Raw genomic sequence first — 24,289 nt, forward strand, 5'->3', positions numbered from 1 at the left:
CGAACCGCCAGGCACGCGACGGCCCGTCGATAGGGTCGCGCGGTGACCTCAGCACCCAGCGGAATCCTCCCCTTCCGCCCCTTGCGCGCCACCGACCTCGGTACGCTCGCCCTGCTCGCCTGGATGGCCAGGAACGAGGAGGGCGCGGGCAGAACCCCCTGCCTGCTCGCCTGCTCCCTCGGTGACGGGCCGGGCGGCCCGCAGGGCGCGTCCGCCGCCGTGGCACGGCTTCTGGACGACATGCGCCTGCCGGTCGGCGGCGATCCCGTCGACGGCACCACCCGGCCGAGCCTGAAGGTCAGCATGCTGGTCGTCGCCGGCCAGATCGTCCTGCAGATGCCGGACGTCACCACTCAGGTCACGCCGCCGGCGGAGTGGCTGGAGGCGGTCGGGAGACTCGGATACACCTACTTCATGTTCACCACCCGCGTCTGCCCCACGACCGGCCCCCGCCGACCGGTCGCGGGCGCGGAGCTGGCCGCGTTCGCGGGAGCCCCGGAGACGACGAACGCCGCCGCGCACGTCTACCTGCCCGCCCGCAGCCTGCGTGCCTGATGTCCCGGCACGCGGCCGGAAGCGGCGGGCTCGCCCCCTCGCCCGTCCGCACGCCTCGTCCTTCCGAGGCCGGGTGCCGCTTCGGCGTCGGGCTCCGTTCATGGCTGCGGGGTGTTCCGCTCGTGTGTTCCGCTCGTGCGTCCCGGCGCGGTCGGGACACCGGCGCCGACCTCCGCCGGTGGGACTTCTGGACGAGCCGACTATTACGGCACTCGGGGGAATCGCGAAATGAAGGCGTTTTCCGCTCGTTACCCGGTACGGACCTCCAACCCCCGCATCTCCGAAAGGGACCGTACCTGACATGAAGCCGACCACCCGAGGAATCCTTGCCGCCGTCGTCACGGGCGTCGCGGCCACCGTGGGGGCCACTGCCCCGGCCGTGGCGGCCGGTACGGTCCCCGTCCCCGTGCCCCTGGGCGGCGCCTCCACGGCGCTCGGCACGGAGGTGCCGAGGCTCGGCGCCGAACTGCCGCTGCCGAAGCCGGGCGCCCCCGACGGACCCCGGTACGTCACAGGCCGGCTCCTCCCGGACCGGACCCTGCCCCGGCTGCCGGTGACCAGCGGGCTGCCCGGCCTCGCCGCCAGGGCTCCGCTGCCGCACCTCCTGGACGAGGGCTTCGACCACGTCGACGTGGACTCACCCACCGGCGACCTGCGAGCCCTCACCCCCGGCCTGTCCCTGGACGCCCCCCTGACCACGCCCGGCGGGGGCGGAGCCGGTCTGCCGGGCGCCAAGGTTCCGCAGGCGGCCGTCCTTCCCCCGGTCCTGCGGACCGCCGCGGACGGCGAGGCCGGCATGGGTCCGGGACTGTAGCCGGGCACCGCCGTACCCGCCGTATGGCCCCCCGGCGGTGACTCCGCGCGCTCCCGGCCGGTTAGCCGGTACGAACACCGTGAACCAGAGGAGGAGCGAGCATGGTCGTCGGCATGGGCGGAGCAGGGGCCACGGCGCAGCGGCGGGCCGGGGCGGAGGCGGCCGGACCGTCCCGGCGGGAGACGGCGCGGGGGCTGCTGGCGTCCGCCACCGCGCTGGCACTCGCGCCGCTCGTCGCCGCCTCCCGGCCGGCACCCCCGGCGGAGGACCCCGGCCGCAGCTCCTTCGACGAGAGCTACCGGGGCCGCCGGATCCGCGGTATCCCGGTGCCCGCCGCGGGTCACGAGGAGGGCGGCATCGAGTGGCGGATCACCGTCGACGGCAGACCGCTGCACCTGATGCGCCGGGCCGACGGCACCTGGCTGAGCATGATCGACCACTACACGTCGTACCGGACGCCGCTGGAGGCGACCCGGGCGGCCGTGGACGAGATCGGGCCCGGCCAACGGCTGCGCGACCTGGCGCCGCACCCGTTCGGCGGACACTCCGGCGCGGGCACCGGGGAACAGGCGCACCAGGGGGGCCGGCATGACGTACGTGCGTAAGGACGTCAGCACGCTCACCGCGGGCGAGCGACGACGGTTCGTGGACGCGCTGCTGACGCTGAAACGGCGCGGTGAGTACGACGAGTTCGTGCGCCTGCACATCGACTTCTACACCGCCGACGGCGAGCACGGGCTGCGCACCGCCCACATGGCACCGTCCTTCCTGCCCTGGCACCGCAGGTTCCTGCTGGAACTGGAGCGAGCGCTGCGCCGCGTCGACGCCTCGGTGACGGTGCCGTACTGGGACTGGACCCGGGACCGTACGACGTCCTCGGTGCCGTGGACGAAGGACCTGCTCGGCGGGAACGGCCGCCGTTCCGACCGGCAGGTGATGACCGGTCCGTTCGCCTACGCGGCGGGCCACTGGACCCTCAGGGAGGGCGTCACCGACGGCAGGTTCCTCACCCGGGACCTCGGCCGCTCCGCTGCACCACTCCGGCTGCCCACCCGGAGCGAGCTGCGGTGGGCACTGGACGACCCCGTCTACGACGCCTGGCCCTGGGACTCGACCGTGCGCAAGGGCTTCCGCAACAAGCTGGAGGGCTGGGGGACCGGCAGCGGCAGCGGCTCCTGGAAGAACCACAACCGGGTGCACCGGTGGGTCGGCGGCGCCATGCTCGGCGGCGCGTCCGTCAACGACCCGGTGTTCTGGCTCCACCACGCCTTCGTGGACCTGCAGTGGTACCGCTGGCAGCGGGCCCACCGCAACCACCGCTACCTCCCGGCCGAGCCGCCCGGTAGCTCCGACGCACAGCACCACCGGGTCATCGCCCGGCACGAGAAGCTGCCGCCGTGGGACGAGACGCCGGACCAGCTTGAGGACGTGAGCCGGATCTACCGGTACGCGTGAGCAGCCGGTACGCGCGCACGTGCCCGCGTACCGGGCGGGAACGGCAAGAGCCCCGGCGTTCGGGGTGCCGGGGCTCTTGTCCGCGGGTGCCGACCCGCTCAGTTGCCGTAGCCGCCCTGACCAGGACCGGGGTTGCCGGCCTTGCCGTGGCCGCCGTCGTTGACACAGGCGTTGCCGAAGGCCGGGTTCAGCAGCCCGACGATGTCCACGGTGTTCCCGCACACGTTGACCGGGACGTGCACCGGAACCTGGATCACATTGCCGGACAGCACGCCCGGCGAGCCGACGGCCGCACCCTCGGCACCTGCGTCGGCCAGGGCCAGCCCGGCCCCGCCGACCACCACGGCACCGGTGCCGAGCGCGACACCGGCCGCCTTCGCGATGCGAGACATCACGTTCTCCTTCTGTAGCTCGGTAAACGCGACGGCGGAGCAGCCGCCGCACTTCCCGTTCAACGGCGCCGCACCGGGCTGGTCACGGTGATCAGCGGGGGATCACTCTTTTAACAGGCAGGCCGGGCGGGGTGGGGGCTGCCGGGCGGGGCCGGGGTGTAAATCCACGGGCGTCGGCCGGGATCCGCCCCTACCCTCCGGGTGTGGACACGGACAACGTTCCCGGTGACGTTCCCGACGCGGACGAGCGGTCACGGCAACTGATCGGTCTGCTCGTCGAGGAGAACAGGCTGCGGGCCTTCGCGGCGGTGGCGCTGGGCGCGCGCAGCACCCGGCAGGTGGCCGAGACGGCGGGCCTCCCGCTCAAGGACACCGCCCTCGCCCTGCTCAGACTGCGCGAGCAGGGTGCCGTGACGGACGGCGGGGAGGACGGTCTGGCCGTCGCCCACGACCTGCTGCGCGAACTCGCCCGCCCGCGGGGAGCGGAGCGCTCCGCGCGCCCCGCCGCGGGCGACGTGGTGGCCACCTTCGTCCGGGACGGGCGTCTGCTGCGGCTGCCGGCCCAGTGGACCCGCAAGCAGCAGGTGCTCCGGCACATCGCCGAGCGGACCTTCGAGCCGGGGGTCGCCTACCCGGAACGGGTCGTGAACGAGCGGCTGCGGGCCTGGTGCGAGGGCTCCGACGGGATCGACCATGTGACGCTCCGGCGGTACCTCGTGGACCTGCACGAACTGCGCCGGAGCGAGGGCGTCTACGAACGCGTACGGCCTCCGGCCGCTTGACGGGGCGGCCGTGCCGGGATGCGCGCCGGGTCGGTCGTTGCGTGGTGCTTGACGGGTCGGTCGTGGCGTGGTGCTTGACGGGTCGGCCCGTGCCGTAGTGCCCGGCTGGGCGGGCCTGTCGTGCCGCGGTCTTCAGGGCAGCCGGCGTACGGGGGAGCCCGCCAGATAGGCCTGGATGTCCTCCACGGCCTGGCCGTAGTACGTCGTGTAGTTGGCGTGGGAGACGTAGCCGAGATGGGGCGTGGCGAGGAGGCGCGGCGCGGTGCGCATCGGATGACCGTCCGGCAGCGGCTCGACGTCGAAGACGTCCACGCCGGCGCCGGCGATACGGCCCTCGTGCAGCGCGGCCAGCAGAGCGTCCTGGTCGACGATCGCGGCACGGGAGGTGTTGACGAGGTAGGCGGTCGGCTTCATCAGGGCGAGCTCGGCGGCGCCGACGAGGCCGCGGGTACGGTCACCGAGCGCGAGGTGGACGGACACGAAGTCGCTGTCGCGGAGCAACTCCTCCTTCGACCCGGCGAGTTCGACGCCCGCCTCCTCGGCACGCTTCCCGGTGAGGTTCTGGCTCCACGCGCTGACGCGCATCCCGAAGGCGAGGCCGACCTGGGCGACCCGGCCGCCGATCTTCCCCAGCCCGAGCAGACCCAGCCGGCGCCCGTGCAGATCGGCGCCGACGGTCGACTGCCAGGGCCCGTCGCCGCGCAGCGCGTTGCTCTCCTGCACGATCCCACGGGCCAGGCCGAGCAGCAGCGCCCAGGTCAGCTCGACGGGCGGGGTGCTGGAACTCGCCGTACCGCACACGGTGACGCCGTGCGCCTCGGCGGCGGCGTAGTCGATGACGCTGTTGCGCATCCCGGAGGCGATGAGCAGCCTCAGCCGGGGGAGGCGGGCGATCAGCGAGCCGGGGAAAGGGACGCGTTCGCGCAAGGTCACGACGATGTCGTACTCGGCGAGCGCCGCGGCGAGGGCGTCCTCTCCATCGAGGTGCTCGCGCAGCGCGACGACCTCCACCTGGTCCTCGATCACCGACCAGTCGGCCAACCGGGTCGCCACACCCTGGAAGTCGTCCAGCACCACACAGCGAAGTCGCACGAGATCTCCCTCCCGTCCGGCGACTCTAGCGCGCCCCTGAACACCCCTCCCCGCCGGTCCCGCACCACCCGACGCCCCCTCTCACCGCTCCCGCCTGCCCAGCCACGCCACACACCCCCACCGCATGAGGCCGCCGACACCGAGGCCCACGAGCACTGCTCCCCAGTCGATGACATGGGGGAGGCCGGGAAAGAACGCGAAGAACGTCAGGGCTCCCACGAGCCCCACCGCGAACGCAACCCCACCGACCCACCGCCGGCGCGCACCTTCCGCGCGCCCCTGCCTCTGCCCCGGGCCTCGCTCCTGCTCACTCATGACCGACTCACTTGGTGATGTGGTGACACTGGCTGACGCGTCGCACGCCGTTGACGTAGAGGTGAGCACACGTCCTGCCAAAACGAGGGAGGGTCTGGGGAGAGTTGTTCCGCATGGGGTCGATCTTGCACTCACTGTGCGTCTTGCCTCGTGAGGTGCGGTAGGTGCGGTAGGTGCGGTTGTCGGTGTCGGCGTAGGTGAAGTCGATGCGCCAGTTGCAGAAGCCGCTGCTGAGGGCCGCGACGAAGGCGCAGTCGACGCCGGCGTTCTGGTAAGTGATCTTCCTGCCGTGGCAGCGGACGATGTGCGTGAACATGCAACCGGTCGGCACCTTCACGGTCATGCCGCCCACGCTGTACTCGAAGGTCCGCACGGGCGTCGAGCCCAAGGCTGTCGCGTGCGCGGTCGTTGGCGGGGCGAGGGCGAGGCACGCTGCGGCGGCCAGTGTCGGGACAACGCGCCTGAGGTACCGCAGGGACAGGTCGGTCCCCTTCCGATGATCGCTCGATGGACATCCGGGGCAACCGGGGGCCGCCGTGACCCGTTGCGGTGGGGCGGTCGGCTTCAGCAAAGTGAGGGAACCTGACGGCGTCGGGCTGACGCGCGAAAACGTTCACGCCGCGTGCTCCGCTGATCCGATCAGCGAAAAGCCCTCCCGGACGGGAGGGCGGACCGGCACCGAAGGGGGGACCCGAAGCTGCGGCCAAGCGCATGGAAGACGCGAGCGGACGTCGTCGGCGTGCGCCGCCGGCACCTCGTCGGTACCGCGCTGGAGCGCTGAATGCCGCTGTCGCCCAGCTTCGTTGCCGCCGGCGTTGCTGTCCCCGCCCCCGGCCGCAGCTTCCGGGTACTGCTCAGATCCGGCCGCCGGTCAGCCGGGTGAGGGGACCGTGCGTGCGGCGCACCGCGCGACGACCCGCCAGGTATGACGTGGCACCCAGCGCCGACAACCCCGCGCCGACACCGGCGGCGAGGGCCTTCCGATGGGCGATCACCGTCCATGCCGTCTTGGCGAAGGCCACGGCCTGACCCGAGGCGGCGACGACGGCCTGGCGTCCGGCTTGGACACGCTCGGCCGCACCGTGCACGACCGCCGTGCTTGCCGAGGCCACGGGTTCGGCCTTCCGGGCCGCCGCCGACGCGACGTCACCGGTCTTCTCGGCCGCCTTGTCCGCCGCCCGTGACGCGGGAGCAGTCGCCTTCGCCGTGGCCTGCCGCGCCTTGGCGGACGCACCCCGCTTGGATACGGAACTTCCATTCGTGCCGCTGTTCGACTGACTCATAGAGTCCGCCTTGCCGCTCGCGCCGGTGGCAAACTCCCTCGGCTGCGGACCGGGCGATGCCGTCCGTGACCGTTACTCCGAAGCCCCCGGGGGACGTTGGGGGATCGGGACGGCTGCCGTAGCCGGTGCACCTCACTGCTGCACGGCTCGGGCGGCACGGCGGGCATGCGCGAGGTTGCCGCGGGTCTGCACCGTATCCGGGTGGGCCCGACCCGGCACGGCCAAGTGCTTGGAAGCCGCTCGGTGGATCACCAGTCACGCCGTTGCCGACCTGCTTGTCTCTGCATGCCACGCGTGTCACTGTCTGCACCCAAGCGTCCTGGGTATCCGTCAGAGCATGCATGCTCTCGTGGCCTACCGTTCATACGACGGCGCCGTCACGGTGTGGGCCTTCGTGGTCAGCGTCCTCATCGTGCTGGCGGCGGGTTGGTACATCCGGCGCCGTAGGTAGGCCGATACCTACTGCCACCATGCGGCGGTCTCCGACCATCCCCTACTGACGGTCGATCGGAATCTCGTAGACGATCTCGCAGTGAGCGGCTCACTCTGCTGCAGAGCCAACCCACTTCGTGGATCAACTGCCCCCCTCCTGCGACGCGGCTGGCTCTCCAACGTCGCCTTCAGCACCCCCGAACACCTCGTCCAGTGCATCCGGCGTGGCCTACGGCACCTCCAGTACCGCACCGAATTCATAGACGGCTGCCTCGCCGAGACCGGCCTGACAATCAGACCTACCTGAGTGGCCCGGCCACATCACGAGTTCAACCTCAACCCAGGGCGGCGACCGAGAGTGCCTCGGCCAGGGTCACGGGCGGGCGTCCGATCAGGCTGCGCAAGTCGCCGGAGTCGGTGTACATCTCGCCGCGGTTCATGCCGCGGTCGGCGTCGGCGAGGACCTCCGCAAGCTCGGCGGGCAGGCCCGCGGCGGCCAGTGCCTGGGCGAAGTCGGTCTCCGGGAGGTCAGCGTAGGTAACCTGCTTTCCGGCTGCAGCGGAGATCGCGGCGGCGAGCTCAGTCAGGGTGAAGGATTCGTCGCCGCCGAGCTCGTACACGGCGCCGGTGTGGCCTTCGGTGGTGAGGACGACCGCTGCGGCCTCGGCGTAGTCGGCGCGGGACGCGGCGCTGATCCGCCCCTCGCCTGCGGCGCCGACGACGGCGCCGTTCTGCAGGATCTGCGGCAGTTGGCTGGTGTAGTTCTCCAGGTACCAGCTGTTGCGCAGCAGCACGCTGGGGATTCCGCGGTCCCGCAGGTACTTCTCCGTCTCGCCGTGCGTGGCACCGATGACGGTGGTGGCCGTGTCCGCGTGCGTCGTGCTCGTGTACGCCAGCAGCGACACGCCTGCGGACGCCGCGGCGTCGATCACGCGGCGGTGGTTGGCGACCCGCTCGCTCACAGGGACCGAGGCCGAGATCAGCAGCAGCCTGTCCGCCCCCGCGAATGCCTCGGCCAGGCCGTCCGTGTCCGCGAAGTCGGCGCGACGTACCGCGATGCCTCGGTCGGCCAGATCCTTGATCCCGGCGATGTCCCGGCCGGTCGCGATGATGTCCGCGGCCGGGATCCCGCGCCGCAGCAGTGCCTCGACGGTGAGCCTGCCCAGCTGGCCGGTGGCTCCGGTGACGACGATCGGCATGATGGTCATTCCTTCCTTCCGCGCGTGCCTCGCACGCCTGCCGCGGTCCGTCCGCCGCAGGATGGAACACAGAATGACCTGCACACTCTCTGTTGGGGAGTAGCCACTTATTGGTAGGGTACTTACCGGAGCGAAAGCATTGAGGTGAGCCGTATGGCTGCTGTCAAGAATGTGACCGGGCCCATGCCGTCATTCGATCCGTACGAGCGCGGCTGCCCGTCGCGGGACCTGCTCGACCAGATCGGCAGCAAGTGGGCGGTCCTCGTGCTGGGCGAACTCGGCCGGAACGGGACCTCCCGGTTCGGCCAGCTCCGGCAGGCGCTGGCGGGCGTGAGCGAGAAGATGCTCACCCAGACGCTGCGCACCCTCGAACGCGACGGGCTGGTCAGCCGGACCGTCTACCCAGAGGTGCCGCCACACGTGGAGTATGAGCTGACCGCGCTCGGCCAGACGCTGCGGGAACCGCTGAAGGCGCTCACGGAGTGGTCTGTGCTGCACATCGAAGAAGTCATCACCGCCCGCGAAGAGTATGACGACCGCACTGAGCACAGCAGGTAATCGGCGGCGGCCGGCGGTCTGGTCATAGACGGCTGCCTCGCCGAGACCGGCCCGACAATCAGACTCACCTGAGCAACCCGGCGACATCGCGAGTTCAACCTCAGTAGAGACGCACATGGCAGGTTGGCACCTCGTCGAGAGCGACGACCTACCGAAATCCGGTGGTTTCGTCGTCGACCGTACAATCCACGGGGAAACAGTCACCATCCGCGGTGCCATGGTCAACGCGATACCGCGCGTCGGAACCGCGTTCAGTCGCGACAAGTTCCCAGGAAAGACACCATGACGGACCGCACCGCAGCCAGACCGCTCTCCCCTCTCGAACAGCGCATCCTCGTCAAGCGGAAGCGGCAATCGAGGACGGCATCATCCCGGCCACCGGTACGGTCACGGACGACTCCGGCGAACTGTTCGGCGAACTGCTGGTCTGGGTGGGCGCCGGCAGGCTCTCGGCCCTGGAATTCTCTTGGTACGGCGACACCGCCCCGACGGAACTCCCCGACCCCGGCCTCGTCACCGTGACGGTGACGTGATGCGGAGAGGACCGCGGCCTGAGATTCGTCGAAACCCACTGGAACGGCCCGGGCCCGTCTGTCACTTGGGCGTCCGCCTCCGACCCGGACCCCTACGGCATTCCCGAACACGTCAACAGTTCTCCGTGACATGTCAGACGCTGCCATGTAAGGGGAAGGAAGGGGAGCGAGGACAAGATCCAGGCCTGACCCGCGAGGTATTTATGTAGGTCAGCCTCGGGGTATCGGTGGGTCTCGCGGGGCGTCCGAGGGACCTCGGGAGAAGGTTTTCTCCCACCTCGACCCGACGTCCGGCACAAGGTGCGGACCTCGACGGTCTACAGCTACAGCAAGTGCGTGAACGCCTACTCGTCCCCGGCTCGGAAAGAAGAGACTCGCCCGCCTCTCCGTATCGCGTCGGCAGGGGCCTGTCTGTTGCAGAGGTCAAGCGACTCCTCACCTAGGTGGACGACGACCGTCTGGGTGCCGCGTACGTCCTCGCCCTCTACCTCGGACTGCGGCGAGGGGAGTTGCCGGGCCTCCACTGGGCCGACGTCGACCTGGGCAACGGCTCGCTGGAGATCCTTGCGGCGCTCCAACGCGTCGACGGGGCCCTGGTCCTGACCGCGCCGAAGACGCGCCGCTCCGAACGGCCGGTGCCGCTGCCTCGGGTCTGCGTGGACGCGTTGCGCCGGGACCGCGCGCGGCAGGACGCGGAACGCGCCGATGTGGGGGAGCGGTGGCGTGACACGGGACTGGTCTTCACCACGCGGCTCGGTACGGCCATCGAGCCTCGTAATCTGAACCGGCACTTCTATCCGATCCGCGAGTGGCTTGGCCTGAACGTGCGCTTCCACGACCTCCGGCACACCTGCGTGACGCTGCTTCTCGGCCTCGGTATCCCGCCGCACATCGTCCGGGACACCGTCGGGCACAACGCGCGGGACGTGACCATGAACATCTACGCGCACGCCGACATGGCCGAGAAGCGGGCGGCACTGGACCGGCTGGGGAGCCTGCTCGCCGACGAGTGAGTGCTGGGACCATTGCCGTCAGCGTTGCCGTCAGAGACACGAAACGCCCTGGAGGGAAGATCCCCTCCGGGGCGTTTTCGCAGGTAGGAGGTTGCGCCCCCGGCAGGACTCGAACCTGCGGCCAAGCGCTTAGAAGGCGCTGGGTAAGACGAGCAGCGCACCGCTGCTGACCTGCACCTCTTGTCGCGCCTGGCGCCTTGGCTACCGTCCTTCGACACGCATTCGACAGCACTTCGCACCAGTGTGCTCTCCGCCCTCCGGCAGTGCGACGACAGTGCCAACGGTGAGGCGTATGGATCCCAACTTGTAGGCAGTTGCACGGGCCTGCCATTTACCCCCCACGTAGCAGCCAGCAGCGGCCTCCTCCCAGGTCCGCCGAGGTTCTCAAACGAGCATTGCTGGCCATGGTGGCCCGCCCGCTGAGGTGGGCCGCGTCGCGCGGCATCCTGATCATCTCGTTCAGCGCAGGTGATCTATCAGAGGTTTCGTGCTTCGTTCTCGCCGCCCAAGCAGAAGGGCGTTGAGGTACAGCCCTGATATGTGCAGGTCAGGTGAGGGGGACCATGTTCGAAGTGAGGCACACGTGCCCGCATTGTGGACACGGCGTAGGCCGGTTGATGCGCGTCAGCGGCGAAGGCGTTTCCAACTGCGCTCGTTGCCACAAGAGTGACTGGTCCCGGCGGTTCCCGTTCTCTGCACCGGATCCACAGCTGGCGAAGCAGGAGGCTCGGGAAGCACTCCGCGCAGAGATGGACGCGCAGCGACTCGACTGGGTGCCACGCAGCGAACAGACCATACAGGTCAAGATTCCTGAGCGGATCGTGCCGCCTCCGCCACGTCTCCCGAAGACGGAACGAGAGCGACTTGTCGAGCATGTTGGTGACAGGAAGCTCACCAAGTCCAACGCTGCTCGGAGCGCGAAGAACATAGCGAAGAAGCGACTTTTGGCCTACGGAGTCTTGGCGGTAGGAACTGTGGCTTGCTTCGCCATCGGAGCGGGAGGCAGTGGCGGTGACCACGTCAGGAGCGCATCCGCCAAGCCCACAACGTTGCCTAGCCTGACTGCCTCTCCCTCGGGTAGATCCTCGGTGACCCCGCCGCTTTGGGGGCCGTTGCGCGACTACCAGCACTGGAACCTTGCAAAGGCTGTGGCGGACGCCCGCAAGCACCACGTCAGGTCGGTGACGTACTCAGACCTCAGCCACCTGAACCGCAGTCCGTCTCACCTCGGCAACTGGAAAGTGTGCCGGCAGGTTCCTGCTCCTGGCGCCAAGAGCGCCGGGACTCTCACGTTCGCGGTTCTGAAGGCGAACGAGGCGTGCGCCTCGCCGCCACGGCCTCGCTCTCATCACGAATCGTCTTCAAAGGGCAGTTCTGACTCCAGCTCGGCTGGAAGCACGTCGACGGCTGGCAGCTCGCCCGCATCGGACAGCTCCAACGCGACGGAACTGTGCGGCATCCGATCCAACGCCGGTAATTGCTACCACGCTGGCCAGTTCTGCCGGAACATCGACGTGGGGGCGACGACTACGGACGCAGCAGGGCGCGAGATCACCTGCGACTATGAAGCCGACGCCAATCGCTGGCATTACTGACAACCCGATGACCGGTCACGGCTTCGCACCTGCCAGGTCCGTTCTCGGGGCTAGATGTATTGATCACGAGCGTTGTTAACGCGGGCCGGTCTTGGCCCTCACTGGGGTACGCCGGGGCACGGCTTTCGAGTATCCAACCGGCGGTCAGCGATCCGTCCGTCAGCGGTTGATCGGGATCTCGTAGACGACCTCGCAGTGAGCGGCGGGCACGACGATGTCCGCCGTCTCTACCGGCCGACCGTCGTCGCTGTAATAGGTCCGCCGGATGTGCGTCACGAGTGCCGCTTTCTGGATACCAAGTAGTGATGCCTCCTCGGCGGTCGCCGTCCGCGGTTCCGGCTGCTCCACGGCGTGGCTGACGGTAACTCCGATCGTGGCCATGCGGTTCACGACCCCCGCCCCGGCGTGCGGCCCTCCCTCCGGGAGGACAACGAGAGTGCCGGCGGTGAGGTCGTACGGCTCCCAGCTCGTCGACAGCTGCACGGGCCTGCCGTCGGCCAGGAACTCGTACGTCGTTCGGACGCACAGGTCGCCCTCGGCGATGCCGAGCCGCGCCGCGATGTCCGCCGGAGCCGGCACCTTGGCCTCAGTCCGGCTCTCCCAGTCCCCTTGCCTGCCCACGGCCTTCATGTCCGCCCGGAACGGAGACCCGTTGGGCCGCTCACGGGCGGACGAACGGACCACCCGCACCCGCTGCCGGGGCTCGGCGACGTACGTGCCCGAACCGGCGCGGCCCTCCAGCACACCCTGGGAGATCAACAGCTCCTGAGCCCGGCGGACCACGTTCTCGCCGACCCCGTACTCCTGGCCGATCTGGGCGCGGGACGGCAGACGGTCCCCGGGCTCCCATACATGCTCCGCGATCCGGCGCCGGAGTTCGTGGGCGATGCGGAGATAGGGCGGCTGCTCAGGCATATGGAAAATCTAGTCCACTAGCTCTAATCTAGTTAACTAGCTTCACTGAAAGTGATCGCCGATTGACGGAGGCTGCCCTGTGCCCGCTTCGGGATCTCGCGTGGCGGCCATCGCCGCCCGGCTGTCCGCCGTCGGACTTCCCACGCGCGTGGAGGAATACGACCGCTACACGTCGGTCGAAGCGGAGATACCGGAAGCGCCCTCCGCTGACCTATGGCGGGAGGCCCTGGAAGTAGTGGCCGAGGCCGATCGGTTCGGCCTCCTCGCCACCAGCCTGAACGGCCGCACCCTCTGGGCGGTCGTACACAAAGCGGTCCCCGCGACGGGCGATGTCGGGGGACCGAGCCATCAGCGATAGGAGCTGAGCAGCGTGCTCAACCGTATCCGCCGTGCCATCTCGCTCACCAGAGCGCTGTACGCCCCCAAGGGCAGGCACCGCCGCCCCTTAACGACGTCCCGATCGACGGTGGTCCCAGCCTTCCCGCCGTCCGCCGATGCGTCGCAGCGGCCACTGGGCCGGGTGTCCGACATCGCCAACCATCGACTCCCGCTCGCAGGGGAGGACAACGCACTCGTCCGCCCCTACGTGCTGGCCTGGGAGCAACGGGTACGGCCACGGGTGGTGGTCGTCGCTTCCCATCTGCCGGCTGAAGCCTGGTCGACCCTGGCGGGGGCTTGCTGATGTCTCCACGCCAACAGCTCCGCGTCACCGAAGCATCTGCCGTCCCCTACCGGTCGACCGCCTGCCGTATCGGCACACACCCGCTCTGCACGGAGTCCTCTCCCGTCTCTGCGCCGATCGACCTGCCGGTTGTCTACGAGACGTGCGCGTGCCCGTGTCACTCGATCCCGGGCCACTCAAAGCCCAGGGAGGTGCAGCGGTGAGCGGTTGGGCACCGGGCGGCGCGCTAGTTGCCACTGTCGAGGTCACGGCGACCACTGTTCAGCGAGGCGACGTCATTCAACTGGGCGGCAGAGCGTGCCGGGTCATGGACCTCTTCCAACTTCCCCAAGGGGCCAAACGGCTTCTCTTCGAGTCGGGCGAGCTGCTGACCATACACACGCGAACCCGGCTCGTCGCCGTTCGCGTGCAGAGAAGGCGGTGACCCGGTCTGTGCCTTCACGCCATCACGACATCGCCGACGATCTCCGGCGCCAGATCACAACCGGCGCATTCAAACCGGGTGAACGCCTGCCGTCCGAGGCAGACCTCGCCGACCGATACGAGGTCAGTACGGCCACACTGCGAAGTGCGCTCGCAGTCCTCCAGGGCGAAGGTCTTGTCGAGAAGATCCACGGGAAAGGCAACTTCGTCCGCCGCTCCCTCCGCAAGATCGTGTACGTCGGGGGATGGGGAACGTTGGATCCATGGACCGCCGCTGAAGCGGCCATGCGCGTGACTGTTCGCACCGCCACCGTGCAGGCAGACGGCCATCTGACGTCCTTGCTGAGGGTGCCGGCGGGCAGCCCGCTCGCTGAGATCTTCTGCATCAGCCATGAGGGGGACTCACCGCACGGTCTGGCCCGCATCTACATCCCGCGCGGCCTGGCACCGGCCGGCCTGCTGGGCGGGGACTCCTCGTGGCGGGACACGGCCACGCGATTCGCCGTCCTCGGCTCGGCACCGGCAACTGTCCGGGAAACGGTATGTGCTCGTCCACCGACACTGGACGAGGCATCCGCCCTCCGGATCGGCCCAACCGCGGCAGCCCTCGCGATCACACGGGTTGCGACCGACTCCACCGGTCGAGTCGTCGAGGCCGCGCTACTCGTGTTCCCCGGGGATCGCGTCGACGCGGTCTTCACCACCCACGACGTGACCGATGAGAAGGGAACCCAACGATGACGGCACCGAACGAACTACGACTCCTCCCGTGGTCGGGGCCGGAGGGCAAGCCCTGCTACTTGGACACCGACGACAAGGCCGGCTACATGTCCCGGCTGGCGGACAACATCGAAGCGGTGCAACTGGGGACGGCCGCCGAGTTGCTGGAGCATGCCTCCGCCACCCTCGACGACCAGGACGCCGGCCCGGAAGACTTGCAACGGCTGGCGAGGGAACTGACCAGGGCGTTGCGGGACGTGCTCCGCGTTGCAATCAGCCGCGGTCGCGTCCTGGCAGTGAGCGACCCTCATCGACCCTGAAGGGGGTCGCTGCGTCGTCCCAGAGGCTGAGGCAGCTTCCTCTGCTGCGGCCTGCTGGGTGCGACGTGAGATGACGGTCTCCTGACCGTCGGTCCCGCCGAACAAGAACCCCGACGAAGCCCACGGTTCTGAACACCATGCCGTGGGCTTCTGCCATGCGGGGTTGGCCTCGGACGGCCCGGAGATGGCTCGGCTGCCGCAGCGCGCCTCGCTTTACCATCGCCCTGGTCGGGGCTTGCCTCGTGAGTCAGAGCCACAACTGGTTGCCGCTGTCCAGGGTCGCTGATGTCAGCGCTGGACGTCAGCGGAACGGCCCTGGGACTGGGCAAACCTCTAAAGGGTCGTCTGGCCGGTCTGCCCAGCGCCACCAGACATGCCGACCGGTACACCGCCATAGTGCCCGGCAGGTCCGCCGGCCGTCGTCCTCCCGTTCGAAGAGAACAAGGCCGCAGGACCGCATGGGTTGGTTGCACTCGGGACAGGCTGGGGTGTCGGTGGTCATGCAGCGCACCTTAGGTGCGCGATCGCTTCGTCCCGAACTATCGGCTGGACGGCCATTGAGGTCTGCTGGGCTGGTCAATCGGCCGTAGAAGGTCGCTGTGCGTCAGCTGCGGTCGTTGAGGTTGCTGTACTTCTCTGCTGTACAGCTTGGGCAGCTCGGTAGACGCTGGCGAGGTTGTTGCGGCTGGTCAGGGTGTGGGGGTGGGTGTCGCCCAGGACCTGCTCGCTCTGGGTGAGGGTGGCCTCGTACAGGGGGATGGCCCGCTGCAGGTCTCCCGCCACCTGGTAGGCGCTGGCGAGGTTGTTGCGGCTGGTCAGGGTGTGGGGGTGGGTGTCGCCCAGGACTTGCTCGCACTGGGCGAGGGTGGCCTCGTACAGGGGGATGGCCCGCTGCAGGTCTCCCGCCGATTCGTAGGCGCTGGCGAGGTTGTTGCGGCTGGTCAGGGTCTGAGGGTGGGTGTCGCCCAGGACCTGCTCGCACTGGGCGAGGGTGGCCTCGTACAGGGGGATGGCCCGGCCCAGGTCCCCAGCCGACTCGTAGGCGTAGGCGAGGTTAATGCGGCTGATCAGGGTGTCGGGGTGGGTGTCGCCCAGGACCTGCTCGCACTGGGCGAGGGTGGCCTCGTACAGGGGGATGGCCCGGCCCAGGTCCCCCGCCGACTCGTAGGCGCCGGCGAGGTTGTTGCGGATGGTCAGGGTCTGGGGGTGGGTGTCGCCCAGGACCTGCTCGCACTGGGCGAGGGTGGCCTCGTACAGGGGGATGGCCCGGCCCAGGTCCCCAGCCGACTGGTAGGAGTAGGCGAGGTTGTTGCGGATGGTCAGGGTCTGGGGGTGGGTGTCGCCCAGGACCTGCTCGCGCTGCGCGAGGGTGGCCTCGTACAGGGGGATGGCCCGGCCCAGGTCCCCAGCCGACTCGTAGGCGCCGGCGAGGTTGTTGCGGCTGCTCAGGGTCTGGGGGTGGGTGTCGCCCAGGACCTGCTCGCGCTGCGCGAGGGTGGCCTCGTACAGGGGGATGGCCCGGCCCAGGTCCCCAGCCGACTCGTAGGCGTAGGCGAGGTTGTTGCGGCTGGTCAGGGTCTCGGGGTGGGTGCCGCCCAGGACCTGCTCGTACTGGGCGAGGGTGGCTGTGCGCAGGGGGATGGTGTGGGCGTCGCGCCCTTGGCGGTACAGGTATTGAGCGGCGGCATGATAGGCGCCCGCCGTTTCGGTCGATGCCGGGCTGTCGGGTGGTGTGGAATCGGCGACGGCAACGACGTGGGGAAGAAGCCGCTCCCACCGTGAGGTGTCGGTGTCCTCGTCGGGCAGGGCCTGCTGTACGACGCGTTCGGCGTCTTGTCGGCCGGGTGGGTAGCCGTCGGGGTCGGTGGCGGGACGGTGCCGCAGCACGGCCTGCACGAGACGGTGGACGCTGACGTCCTGGCGGTCGGCGCTGTAAGCGATCATGTTGTAGGCGTACAGCGTGCCCAGGGCCTCGCCGAGGGCGAGCGGGTCGAGGCAGAGCGGGGCGAGCAGAGTGCGGGGGATGCTCTCGGGGGCCAGCCAGGCCATGGCATACAGCAGGGTGACGGCCTGCGGGTTGCGGCGTTCGACGGCGGTCAGGGTGTGGTGCCAGATACGGGCGATGGTGCGTTCAGGGTCGATCCCGCCCGCGGCCGCATCCATGACGCGTCCCAGCATCTGCCGGTAGTCGGCCGGCGAGGTGCCGGTCTCGAAAAGGTAGGCGCCGGCCTGTTCCAGCGCCAGCGGCAGATAGCCGAGGTCGGTTGCAAGAGCCGTGGCGTCCCCGCGCTCTGCCGGCGTGGGGACATGCTCTGCTCCGAAAGCGAGGGTGCACAGGAGGTCCACGGCCGCCTCGGCATCCAGCAGGCCCAGGGGCATGGCGGGAGCGATGGTGTGCCAGCCGGTCGCGGTGCGGCTGGTGGCCAGGTGATGCCCGTCCGGGAGAGTGCCGAGGTAGTGACGCAGGTCAGCGGGGTCTTCGACGTTGTCGAAGACGAGCAGCCAGCCGGGATGCCACTGCAGCCACAGGATCGCCCACGCCGCCCGCTCCTGCACCCCTGCGGTGGCGGCCCACTGCGGGCACAGCCGCACGGCCAGGGCAGCCAGGCTGGTGACGACCTGCTCGGTGCTCGCGGCGTTAATCCACCACACCAGCGTGTAGCTGTGCCGGAAGGTGTGGGCGTAGTGCAGGGCGAGCGTGCTCTTGCCGATCCCGCCCAGCCCGTGAATCGCCCGCGTCCCGGGCACCTGGGTGACCGCAGCCTCCCCCTCGGCGGCCAGCAGCCGGCGCAACTCGGCCAGCTCGTCCTGGCGTCCGACGAACACGCCGGAAGCGGACCCGGGCAGATTCCCGGCCCCCGGCGGCGCCTCAATCTCCCTGGCCCAACGCACCGCCTCGGCCGGCAACATCACCACCTGGGCGCCGTCTCCGGTGATCGCCACACCGACACCACCGCCCACCGCCACGGACCGCGGACCCGTCGCCTGCGGACCGCCGCGCCCGGACCCGACGCTGTCCGTCATGGCCGGATCGTCGTGTTGTCCCCGGTGACGGCCGTGGTGATGGTCTTCGCGGCAATCGACCGCTCACCCGACGCCGTCACGTTCACCGTCTCGCCGGAAGCGGGCAGTATCCGGGCCAGCTCGGCCAGCAACTCGGCGTCCTCACGCAGAGCGCGCTTGATCTGCTGGCGCACAGCGGCTGCCGCGTCCGCATCGTCCGGCGCTTCTGCCGCGTCCTGGACCGCGGCCTCCAACTCCGCCCGGCCCTGCTCGCCACGTCGGCGCCACACCGCCTGCAGGATCCGCCGCCCCAGATTCGCCGTGGCATCCACCGCCGCACTCTCCGCCCGGGAAAACACCGCGACCCCGTACGCGCTCACCGCAGTCGACAGATACGGCCCCGCCTGCTCCACCAACTGCACAATCTCGGTGCTCACTTGACCCCCCCGGTCTTCATGGCTACAGGTGACCCAGCCTAGGAACACAACCCCCACTCACACAGCCCAAATGCCCAAGCCGCCCCGAGCGGTTCCACCGCCGACCAGCTGAGAAAACCTGGACCGGGGCGACCGATGCCGTAGGCAGGGGCGGCCCTCAGCTTGGGAAGCTGGGGCGCCTCAGGGGCAGTTGGGCTTCTGATCTGTGGGGGAGCGGGGTGGAGCCCCTCGACGCTGGCGGCTCGTTGCCCGCCGTTCCCCGTGACTCCCCGCCCAACCTGGCACGGATGTGACACGGCCCAGGCTGAACGCTGGATGGGCCAGTGCTTGACCGTTTCGGAGCGTGTGAGTTCAGTTCTCCGGGCTTAGGCATGGCTCAACCAGTGTCGCAGATCCAATCGGGTGACCTGCGGCTGTCGGTCGCTACGACTGTCGTTAGTAGTCGTCGCCGGTCGCCGCTGAGCGGCGTCGGACGGCCCAGAGACGGCCCGGCGGGGATCACTCGTCCGTTGCCAGCCACTCATCGAGCCGGACCTTGACCTGGTGGTTATGGGCGAATGACCCCCCCACTGACGAAGGCCACGAGGGCTGGGAGGCCCATCCCGAGCGGCACGGCTGTGATCTCCGCTAGCGCAATGGCGTTCGGCACACCATCTGTCCGTATGAAGGCCCCAAGTGCTGGCCACCGATGACCTCGTCGGTGATCCGGGTTCCTACAGGCAGGGCCACGACGGTTGCCGCCCAGCTCCCCCGCACGGCGTCCGCAGCCGGCACTTCAGGGCCCGTGAGCACACGCGTACTCATCCAGATCATGACGCTACAGTCATCTTCGCGGGTATTGGCATCTCCAGGGGGGAGCGCGAGCGTGCAGCAGTCATCATTTCTGCTCATCGGTTCGGACGACAGGGAATTCTCTGCTAGTAGGCTGAAAGTTGCAGGGATTCCCTATAAGCGCAAGAGTCTTTATTCGCTGCCCCCGAACTGGGAAAAAACCATTGAACTTCTTGAGGATCCTTCGCTTACCGCCGTACTCGGAAAGCTCACAGCTCCTCTCTTCAGACTCATCGCCGGAAGCGAGGCTCACGCCGATGTGATTCCGAGGCTTTTCGAGGCTATAGGGAAGAAGCCTCACGTGATATTCGTCCATACGTCCGTACTTGAGGGGGTCGACGCTGATGCCTATACCTATGCCTATGATGCGGTAGACGAGGATGAAGACCCTCGCGTGTATGAGAGCTACATAGCTTGGCTTCAGAACAATGCCTACGCCCCGCCCTCTGAGGAAATAAGAGAAACTGTCCTCGCACTCCTGGATGGTGCGAACGTATCCCTCACTCCCTACAACAGCAATGCCGAGATGTCCACCCTGGCGGCATCTTTCATCGACGACTACGAGAGCAACCTACTTTTCCGGGTTTATGTTCCCGCAGGGCGCCTATATGCCGCTGAAGCCGATCGACTCTTGGCGCTCTTTCATGACTGGCTTACGCAGGTCGGGCGACATTCTGTTCGCCAGGATGGCTATTCCACGGCAGCAGGTCGTGTTTACGAATTTTTCGGGGATTCAGATCTCCTACCTCAAGAAATGTCGCAACAGTTCAGCGAGTTTTCTGACTTTCTGGATCTGTGTGCCTCTGATCCTGATTCCGCAGAAGCTGAACTAGCGGCCCGGGGCGTGGGTCGAGCCTCGGCTACCGACATCGTCACGCGCTACGGACGATCTGTACGCCGTATAAATACGGACCTAAGGCACGAGCGGGAGGCCCGCATGCTGTCGATTCGGCACAGGCTTGAGTCAGAGTTGCTTGACATTTCCGAGGGCGGGGAAATCGATTCGACAGTTCTCGATAGCTTTGTAAGCTCCTTGACACCGAGCCCCACGGCATCGAATAGCATCGGCGCTATTTCAGCCACTTCGGTATCACATTTTCCACCAGGGGCTACGATTAACGTCAATCAGCAGATCTTTCAAAATCTTCAGGGCACCGTTGTGCAAAGCGTTCAGGGGACTGTGCATCTAGGAGCTGAAGCAAAGGAGCTGCTGCAACTGATCGCGTCTCATGGGGGCGCCGAGGCGGGGGCTTTGGAAAGTGCCGTTCATGAGCTTGAAGATCCCGATGCTCGACAGGCAGAACGGTTGGGTGCGAAGGCAAGGCTTAGCGCCTTCCTGTTGCGTATGCGCGACACGGTGGAGGCCGCCGGACTCGCTGCGCTTCAGAAGTACCTGGAATCCAAGTTGGGCGTATAGCGGAAACACTGTGGCAAGAGCACGCATGGAGCGGACAAAGGGGCAGTCTGCGCCATATCGAGGTCGGTGGAACGACTTTGGCCTGGAGCTGCTTTGGCGCGAGTGATCATGGCCCATTACGCTGGCCCGCGAATCGGGCAGGTTGTGAGCCTGCCCGTTAGTGCCCGATTTTGGGCCATGATCTTCGAGGCTCGCGCCAAAGTGGCTGGCTAAAGTCGTGGAGCCGACCGGCCTCAGCCACAGAGGGTTTTCCTATCTCTGCCCGCTGCACGTAACGCGCCGCCGGGCGCGGCCAGCCGGGGCGCAGACAGGAGGCAGGCCGCGCCGCAGAGGCGGCGCGCGCCCGCGCCGTGCGCGGGCCTTGATGAAGTAGAGAAGGTTTTATCCCGCTGGGATGAGACGTTTGCCGTCGTGGCTGCGCACGTGGGGCCCGTTGCCGTCCAAGGCGTCCAGAAGCCTGACCGCGAAGACCTCGGACATGCGCTCGCTGACCTCGTCGGGCGTAAGCCAGGAAACCGCTGTTGACTCGCTCGACGTGCGCTCGGTGCCGCCGGACGGCTTGCAGCGGAAGACCAGGGCCACGATGCCGCGGGTGAGGTTCTTGTAGACGCCGGTCAGCTCGTCCACCTCGACGTGGATGCCCGTCTCCTCCAGGACCTCGCGGGCTACGCCGGCCTCGGGGGTCTCGTTGAGTTCGAGGATGCCGCCGGGGAGTTCCCAGGTGCCGTTGTCGGCTCGGCGGATCGCCAGGAGGCGGCCGTCCTCGCGCACCACCACTCCGGCCACAGATACGGAGTGCAGGGGAGACGCCGTCGCTTCCTGTGCTTGACTCATGTAGAGGAGCATAGGAGGCAGAGAAGGACTATGGGAACTGCGGCTGGAGGGGTCGGGTCCGGACCTCGGTACGTGCAGATCGCGGACGAGATCGTGCAACAGATCCGGGCGGGGGTCCTCAAGCCTGGCGACATGGTGCCGAGTGAGTCTGAGCTGGTCGAGCGCTACGGCGTGTCCGGCGGGACGATCCGTAAGGCAATGGTCGAGGTGCGGGCGAGTGGGCTGGTCGAGACCCGGCACGGTAAGGGCTCGATCGTGAAGAACCGGCCTCCGGTGCGGCACCGCTCCTCCGATCGCTTCCGGCGTTCGCTCCGGCGGGGTGGACAGGCGGCTTATCTTGCGGAGTCCGCGCAGTCCGGCGCCACCGCCAAGGTCAGCGTTCTCTACATCGGGCCCACGGAGGCGCCCGAGGATGCGGCCCAGCGGCTGGGCGTTCCGGCCGGTACGCAGGTGCTGGCTCGCCGGCGTCTCTACTTCCGTAACGGCACCCCGGTCGAGACCGCGACGTCGTACCTGCCCTGGGACGTCGTGAAGGACATCCCGGAGCTGTTCGCCGAGAATCCCGGCGGAGGTGGCATCTACGCTCGACTCGAAGACCACGGACACGAGTTCGCGGAGTTCGTCGAGACGCTGCAAGCGCGGCTGGCCTCCAAGGCGGAAGCCTCGGAGCTGGCGCTGAGTCCGGGGGCACCCGTGGTTCATCTGATCCGTGAGGCTCGTACGACCGCGGGTCTCGTGGCCGAGGTGTGCGACACCCTCATGGCCGCTGACCAGTTCGTCTTCGAGTATCGGATCCCCGCCGTCGACTGACGCGCACTCAACTCTCGGCAGCCCGTCACGAGTTCTTCTTCGTGGCGGGTTGACTCATGTACAGGAGTCGGGCACTCTTCTTCGGGTCACTCATGTACATGAGTGACGGAGTTCAGCATCTATAGAGGAGTACTCTCTGTGCGTCAGATTCCCGTTGACACCTCCGGCGCGGTCGTGATGGTTGCCAAGTCCCCGCAGGTCAAGGTCCGGGACCGCCGTACCGGCGAGATCGCCACCGACGCCGAGACCGGGGCCAAGCTGATGACGGTCGACGTGATGTTCGCGGCGAACGAGGAGGTGGAGATCCTCTCCATCACCGTCCCGGAGCCCGGCATCACCGGCGAACTGGCCATGGGCACGCCGGTCGCGCTTACCGGCCTGATCGCCCGGCCCTGGGAGAACGACTTCAACGGCCAGAAGCGGCACGGCATCGCGTTCCGCGCGGTCGCGGTCACTTCGCTCGCCGATGCCGCCGCAAGGCCCAAGGCGGCCTGATCATGACCGCCTTAACGGTCGCCCTGGTGCTGGTCGTCGCCGCCGTAGGTGTTCTGCGGTGGCGGCGCCCCGCCTGGTACTGGTTGACCTTCGGGGTCACGCTGGCCGTGGTGCAGGTCCTGGTCCGGTACGGCTCCGTCATGGACGCGTGCGGGCTGACCGTTCCGCCCGCGCGGTGGCGGCTCGCCCTCGCCCGTGCCACCAACCGGCCGACACCGGGGCCACGCGCCCCGCGCATTCTGCGGCTGCGGCCGACTCGTACCGGCCTGGTCCTGCGGCTCAAGCTCCGGCCTGGGCAGGACGCCTTCGACGTCGCCGCCGCCTCGGACCGGCTCCGGCATTCCTTCTCGATGTACGGCGTGACCTCGCGGGAGCTGCGCTCCGGCGTCGTAGAGGTGCGGATGACCGGCTACGACGTACTCAAGCGGGTGCAGATGCCGGCCCAGACCGACACCCAGCCGATGCGGGTGCCGGTCGCCCTGCGGCAGGACGGCTCGGTGCACTACCGCGACTACCGGGCAATACCTCATGCCCTCACCCTCGGGGCCACGGAGTCCGGCAAGTCCGTCTACCAGCGCAACCTGGTCGCCGGGCTCGCCCCGATGGACGTCGCCCTCGTCGGCATCGACTGCAAGCAGGGGGTTGAACTGTTCCCACTGGCCCGCCGCTTCTCCGCGCTGGCCGATGACCCCGACACCGCCGCCGACGTGCTGGACGCGCTCGTGGTCCGGATGGAGCGCATCTATCAGGTCATCAGGGCTCAGCAGCGCCTCGCCGCGGACGTGCCGGACGCGGAGATCGCCGCCGACATCTGGGACCTGCCGTCCGATCTGCGCCCGACCCCGGTCGTGGTCCTGGTCGACGAGGTTGCCGAACTCGCTCTGTACGCCAACAAGGAGGAGGAGAAGCGCCGGGACCGCATCATCACCGCCCTGGTCCGCCTCGCCCAGCTCGGTCGAGCTGCCGGCATCTACCTCGAAATCTGCGGGCAGCGCTTCGGCTCCGAACTCGGCAAGGGCATCACCATGCTCCGCGCCCAGCTCACCGGCCGTACCGCACACCGCGTCAACGACGAGACCTCCGCCAACATGGCCTTCGGCGACATCGCCCCGGACGCCGTCCTCGCCGCCATCCAGATCCCGGCGGAGATGCGGGGGCTCGCCATCGCAGGCGATTCGTCCGGAGGTTGGCACCGCATCCGCGCACCGCACACCTCGCTCCGTCAAGCCGTGAACATCTGCAACCGGCATGCCGACCGGACGCCGGATCTGCCCGAGCTGGCTCCGTTCCGGCCCACTCTCTCCGCCTCGGCCGACGCTTCCTCGCCGACGGCCAAGCCTTCCCCGGCTACCGCCTGACTTCTCGGATTCCCACCGGTCGGCGT

24 protein-coding genes and 1 pseudogene are annotated in these 24,289 nt (G+C 68.4%); 16 read left to right on the forward strand and 9 right to left on the reverse strand.

Annotated elements, in window-relative coordinates; genetic code table 11:
• Positions 1 to 42 precede the first annotated feature (42 nt).
• The 4 genes from LG395_RS17760 (at position 43) to LG395_RS17775 (ending at position 2,824) form a co-directional block, all read left to right on the forward strand.
• Positions 43 to 555 (forward strand): DUF5949 family protein, encoded by a 513-nt coding sequence (locus LG395_RS17760; protein WP_225810397.1) that lies wholly within the window; start codon positions 43 to 45, stop codon positions 553 to 555.
• A gap of 301 nt (positions 556 to 856) precedes the next feature.
• Positions 857 to 1,369, forward strand: coding sequence for a hypothetical protein (locus LG395_RS17765; RefSeq protein WP_225810398.1), 513 nt, complete (start codon positions 857 to 859; stop codon positions 1,367 to 1,369).
• A 101-nt stretch (positions 1,370 to 1,470) separates the two neighbouring features.
• Positions 1,471 to 1,974, forward strand: coding sequence for a tyrosinase family oxidase copper chaperone (locus LG395_RS17770; protein ID WP_225810399.1), 504 nt, complete (start codon positions 1,471 to 1,473; stop codon positions 1,972 to 1,974).
• Positions 1,958 to 2,824 carry a tyrosinase family protein gene (locus tag LG395_RS17775; RefSeq protein WP_171156146.1) on the forward strand — a complete coding sequence of 289 codons (867 nt, stop codon included), beginning with the start codon at positions 1,958 to 1,960 and terminating at the stop codon, positions 2,822 to 2,824. The genes LG395_RS17770 and LG395_RS17775 overlap by 17 nt, the downstream gene beginning before the upstream one ends.
• Before the next feature lie 98 nt (positions 2,825 to 2,922).
• Here the strand turns inward: LG395_RS17775 and LG395_RS17780 are convergent, their stop codons facing one another.
• Positions 2,923 to 3,216: a chaplin gene (locus tag LG395_RS17780; RefSeq protein WP_171156148.1), complete on the reverse strand. Its 294-nt coding sequence runs from the start codon at positions 3,214 to 3,216 to the stop codon at positions 2,923 to 2,925.
• Between the two features lie 203 nt (positions 3,217 to 3,419).
• Here LG395_RS17780 and LG395_RS17785 point away from each other — a divergent pair, with 203 nt between their 5' ends.
• The gene (locus LG395_RS17785) at positions 3,420 to 3,998 is read left to right on the forward strand and encodes a DUF2087 domain-containing protein (protein WP_372463365.1); all 579 of its coding nucleotides are present in this window, start codon (positions 3,420 to 3,422) and stop codon (positions 3,996 to 3,998) included.
• Positions 3,999 to 4,130: 132 nt separating this feature from the next.
• Here the strand turns inward: LG395_RS17785 and LG395_RS17790 are convergent, their stop codons facing one another.
• From LG395_RS17790 to LG395_RS17805, 3 genes are all read right to left on the reverse strand, one after another.
• Positions 4,131 to 5,090: a D-2-hydroxyacid dehydrogenase family protein gene (locus LG395_RS17790; RefSeq protein WP_225810400.1), complete on the reverse strand. Its 960-nt coding sequence runs from the start codon at positions 5,088 to 5,090 to the stop codon at positions 4,131 to 4,133.
• A 322-nt stretch (positions 5,091 to 5,412) separates the two neighbouring features.
• Positions 5,413 to 5,778 (reverse strand): hypothetical protein, encoded by a 366-nt coding sequence (locus LG395_RS17800; protein ID WP_225810402.1) that lies wholly within the window; start codon positions 5,776 to 5,778, stop codon positions 5,413 to 5,415.
• Positions 5,779 to 6,259: 481 nt separating this feature from the next.
• Entirely contained in the window at positions 6,260 to 6,688 is a 429-nt protein-coding gene (locus LG395_RS17805; protein ID WP_171156155.1) for a hypothetical protein, read from the reverse strand.
• A gap of 586 nt (positions 6,689 to 7,274) precedes the next feature.
• Here LG395_RS17805 and LG395_RS17810 point away from each other — a divergent pair.
• Positions 7,275 to 7,427, forward strand: a pseudogene (locus tag LG395_RS17810) (transposase); the annotation flags it as partial.
• Positions 7,428 to 7,455: 28 nt separating this feature from the next.
• Here LG395_RS17810 and LG395_RS17815 read toward each other — a convergent pair.
• The gene (locus LG395_RS17815) at positions 7,456 to 8,328 is read right to left on the reverse strand and encodes an SDR family oxidoreductase (protein ID WP_225810403.1); all 873 of its coding nucleotides are present in this window, start codon (positions 8,326 to 8,328) and stop codon (positions 7,456 to 7,458) included.
• 144 nt (positions 8,329 to 8,472) lie between these two features.
• On the opposite strand from LG395_RS17815, the gene LG395_RS17820 reads away from it, so the two are divergent.
• Both LG395_RS17820 and LG395_RS17825 read left to right on the forward strand, forming a co-directional pair.
• Positions 8,473 to 8,877, forward strand: a complete 405-nt coding sequence (locus LG395_RS17820) for a winged helix-turn-helix transcriptional regulator (RefSeq protein ID WP_171156159.1) — start codon at positions 8,473 to 8,475, stop codon at positions 8,875 to 8,877.
• A gap of 976 nt (positions 8,878 to 9,853) precedes the next feature.
• Positions 9,854 to 10,423: a site-specific integrase gene (locus tag LG395_RS17825; RefSeq protein WP_225810404.1), complete on the forward strand. Its 570-nt coding sequence runs from the start codon at positions 9,854 to 9,856 to the stop codon at positions 10,421 to 10,423.
• Between the two features lie 1,754 nt (positions 10,424 to 12,177).
• Here LG395_RS17825 and LG395_RS17830 read toward each other — a convergent pair.
• Entirely contained in the window at positions 12,178 to 12,933 is a 756-nt protein-coding gene (locus tag LG395_RS17830; protein WP_225810405.1) for a GntR family transcriptional regulator, read from the reverse strand.
• Between the two features lie 79 nt (positions 12,934 to 13,012).
• Here LG395_RS17830 and LG395_RS17835 point away from each other — a divergent pair, with 79 nt between their 5' ends.
• The 4 genes from LG395_RS17835 (at position 13,013) to LG395_RS17850 (ending at position 15,078) form a co-directional block, all read left to right on the forward strand.
• Positions 13,013 to 13,291, forward strand: a complete 279-nt coding sequence (locus tag LG395_RS17835) for a hypothetical protein (RefSeq protein ID WP_225810406.1) — start codon at positions 13,013 to 13,015, stop codon at positions 13,289 to 13,291.
• Between the two features lie 523 nt (positions 13,292 to 13,814).
• Entirely contained in the window at positions 13,815 to 14,039 is a 225-nt protein-coding gene (locus LG395_RS17840) for a hypothetical protein (protein WP_225810407.1), read from the forward strand.
• Positions 14,036 to 14,779 carry a GntR family transcriptional regulator gene (locus LG395_RS17845; RefSeq protein WP_225810408.1) on the forward strand — a complete coding sequence of 248 codons (744 nt, stop codon included), beginning with the start codon at positions 14,036 to 14,038 and terminating at the stop codon, positions 14,777 to 14,779. Before LG395_RS17840 ends, LG395_RS17845 begins: the two co-directional genes overlap by 4 nt.
• A complete protein-coding gene (locus LG395_RS17850) occupies positions 14,776 to 15,078 on the forward strand; it encodes a hypothetical protein (protein ID WP_225810409.1) in 303 nt (100 codons plus the stop codon). Before LG395_RS17845 ends, LG395_RS17850 begins: the two co-directional genes overlap by 4 nt.
• Before the next feature lie 576 nt (positions 15,079 to 15,654).
• Here the strand turns inward: LG395_RS17850 and fxsT are convergent.
• Together fxsT and LG395_RS17860 are read right to left on the reverse strand one after the other, a co-directional pair.
• A complete protein-coding gene (gene fxsT / locus LG395_RS17855) occupies positions 15,655 to 18,102 on the reverse strand; it encodes an FxSxx-COOH system tetratricopeptide repeat protein (RefSeq protein WP_225810410.1) in 2,448 nt (815 codons plus the stop codon).
• A complete protein-coding gene (locus LG395_RS17860; protein WP_225810411.1) occupies positions 18,099 to 18,518 on the reverse strand; it encodes a hypothetical protein in 420 nt (139 codons plus the stop codon). Before LG395_RS17860 ends, fxsT begins: the two co-directional genes overlap by 4 nt.
• An 865-nt stretch (positions 18,519 to 19,383) precedes the next feature.
• Here LG395_RS17860 and LG395_RS17865 point away from each other — a divergent pair.
• Positions 19,384 to 20,766, forward strand: coding sequence for a hypothetical protein (locus LG395_RS17865; RefSeq protein WP_225810412.1), 1,383 nt, complete (start codon positions 19,384 to 19,386; stop codon positions 20,764 to 20,766).
• Positions 20,767 to 21,147: 381 nt separating this feature from the next.
• On the opposite strand, the gene LG395_RS17870 is transcribed toward LG395_RS17865, so the two are convergent.
• Positions 21,148 to 21,612 carry an NUDIX hydrolase gene (locus LG395_RS17870; RefSeq protein WP_189813415.1) on the reverse strand — a complete coding sequence of 155 codons (465 nt, stop codon included), beginning with the start codon at positions 21,610 to 21,612 and terminating at the stop codon, positions 21,148 to 21,150.
• Positions 21,613 to 21,630: 18 nt separating this feature from the next.
• On the opposite strand from LG395_RS17870, the gene LG395_RS17875 reads away from it, so the two are divergent.
• The 3 genes from LG395_RS17875 to LG395_RS17885 all read left to right on the forward strand — a co-directional run bounded on the left by LG395_RS17875 (position 21,631) and on the right by LG395_RS17885 (position 24,263).
• Positions 21,631 to 22,410, forward strand: coding sequence for a GntR family transcriptional regulator (locus LG395_RS17875; protein WP_225810413.1), 780 nt, complete (start codon positions 21,631 to 21,633; stop codon positions 22,408 to 22,410).
• Between the two features lie 138 nt (positions 22,411 to 22,548).
• The gene (locus LG395_RS17880; RefSeq protein WP_171156182.1) at positions 22,549 to 22,905 is read left to right on the forward strand and encodes an SCO3933 family regulatory protein; all 357 of its coding nucleotides are present in this window, start codon (positions 22,549 to 22,551) and stop codon (positions 22,903 to 22,905) included.
• Positions 22,906 to 22,907: 2 nt separating this feature from the next.
• Entirely contained in the window at positions 22,908 to 24,263 is a 1,356-nt protein-coding gene (locus LG395_RS17885; protein WP_225810414.1) for an FtsK/SpoIIIE domain-containing protein, read from the forward strand.
• The last annotated feature ends 26 nt before the right edge of the window (positions 24,264 to 24,289 follow it).

Source organism: Streptomyces spinosus, from assembly GCF_020400655.1.
Taxonomy (GTDB): Bacteria; Actinomycetota; Actinomycetes; order Streptomycetales; family Streptomycetaceae; genus Streptomyces; species Streptomyces argyrophylli.

Coding starts and splice junctions, on each gene's coding strand:
- LG395_RS17765 (WP_225810398.1), top strand. CDS start 857: ATGAAGCCGACCACCCGAGGAATCCTTGCCGCCGTCGTCACGGGCGTC.
- LG395_RS17770 (WP_225810399.1), top strand. CDS start 1,471: ATGGTCGTCGGCATGGGCGGAGCAGGGGCCACGGCGCAGCGGCGGGCC.
- LG395_RS17775 (WP_171156146.1), top strand. CDS start 1,958: ATGACGTACGTGCGTAAGGACGTCAGCACGCTCACCGCGGGCGAGCGA.
- LG395_RS17780 (WP_171156148.1), bottom strand. CDS start 3,216: ATGTCTCGCATCGCGAAGGCGGCCGGTGTCGCGCTCGGCACCGGTGCC.
- LG395_RS17805 (WP_171156155.1), bottom strand. CDS start 6,688: ATGAGTCAGTCGAACAGCGGCACGAATGGAAGTTCCGTATCCAAGCGG.
- LG395_RS17815 (WP_225810403.1), bottom strand. CDS start 8,328: ATGACCATCATGCCGATCGTCGTCACCGGAGCCACCGGCCAGCTGGGC.
- LG395_RS17820 (WP_171156159.1), top strand. CDS start 8,473: ATGGCTGCTGTCAAGAATGTGACCGGGCCCATGCCGTCATTCGATCCG.
- LG395_RS17830 (WP_225810405.1), bottom strand. CDS start 12,933: ATGCCTGAGCAGCCGCCCTATCTCCGCATCGCCCACGAACTCCGGCGC.
- LG395_RS17850 (WP_225810409.1), top strand. CDS start 14,776: ATGACGGCACCGAACGAACTACGACTCCTCCCGTGGTCGGGGCCGGAG.
- fxsT (WP_225810410.1), bottom strand. CDS start 18,102: ATGACGGACAGCGTCGGGTCCGGGCGCGGCGGTCCGCAGGCGACGGGT.
- LG395_RS17870 (WP_189813415.1), bottom strand. CDS start 21,612: ATGCTCCTCTACATGAGTCAAGCACAGGAAGCGACGGCGTCTCCCCTG.
- LG395_RS17875 (WP_225810413.1), top strand. CDS start 21,631: ATGGGAACTGCGGCTGGAGGGGTCGGGTCCGGACCTCGGTACGTGCAG.
- LG395_RS17885 (WP_225810414.1), top strand. CDS start 22,908: ATGACCGCCTTAACGGTCGCCCTGGTGCTGGTCGTCGCCGCCGTAGGT.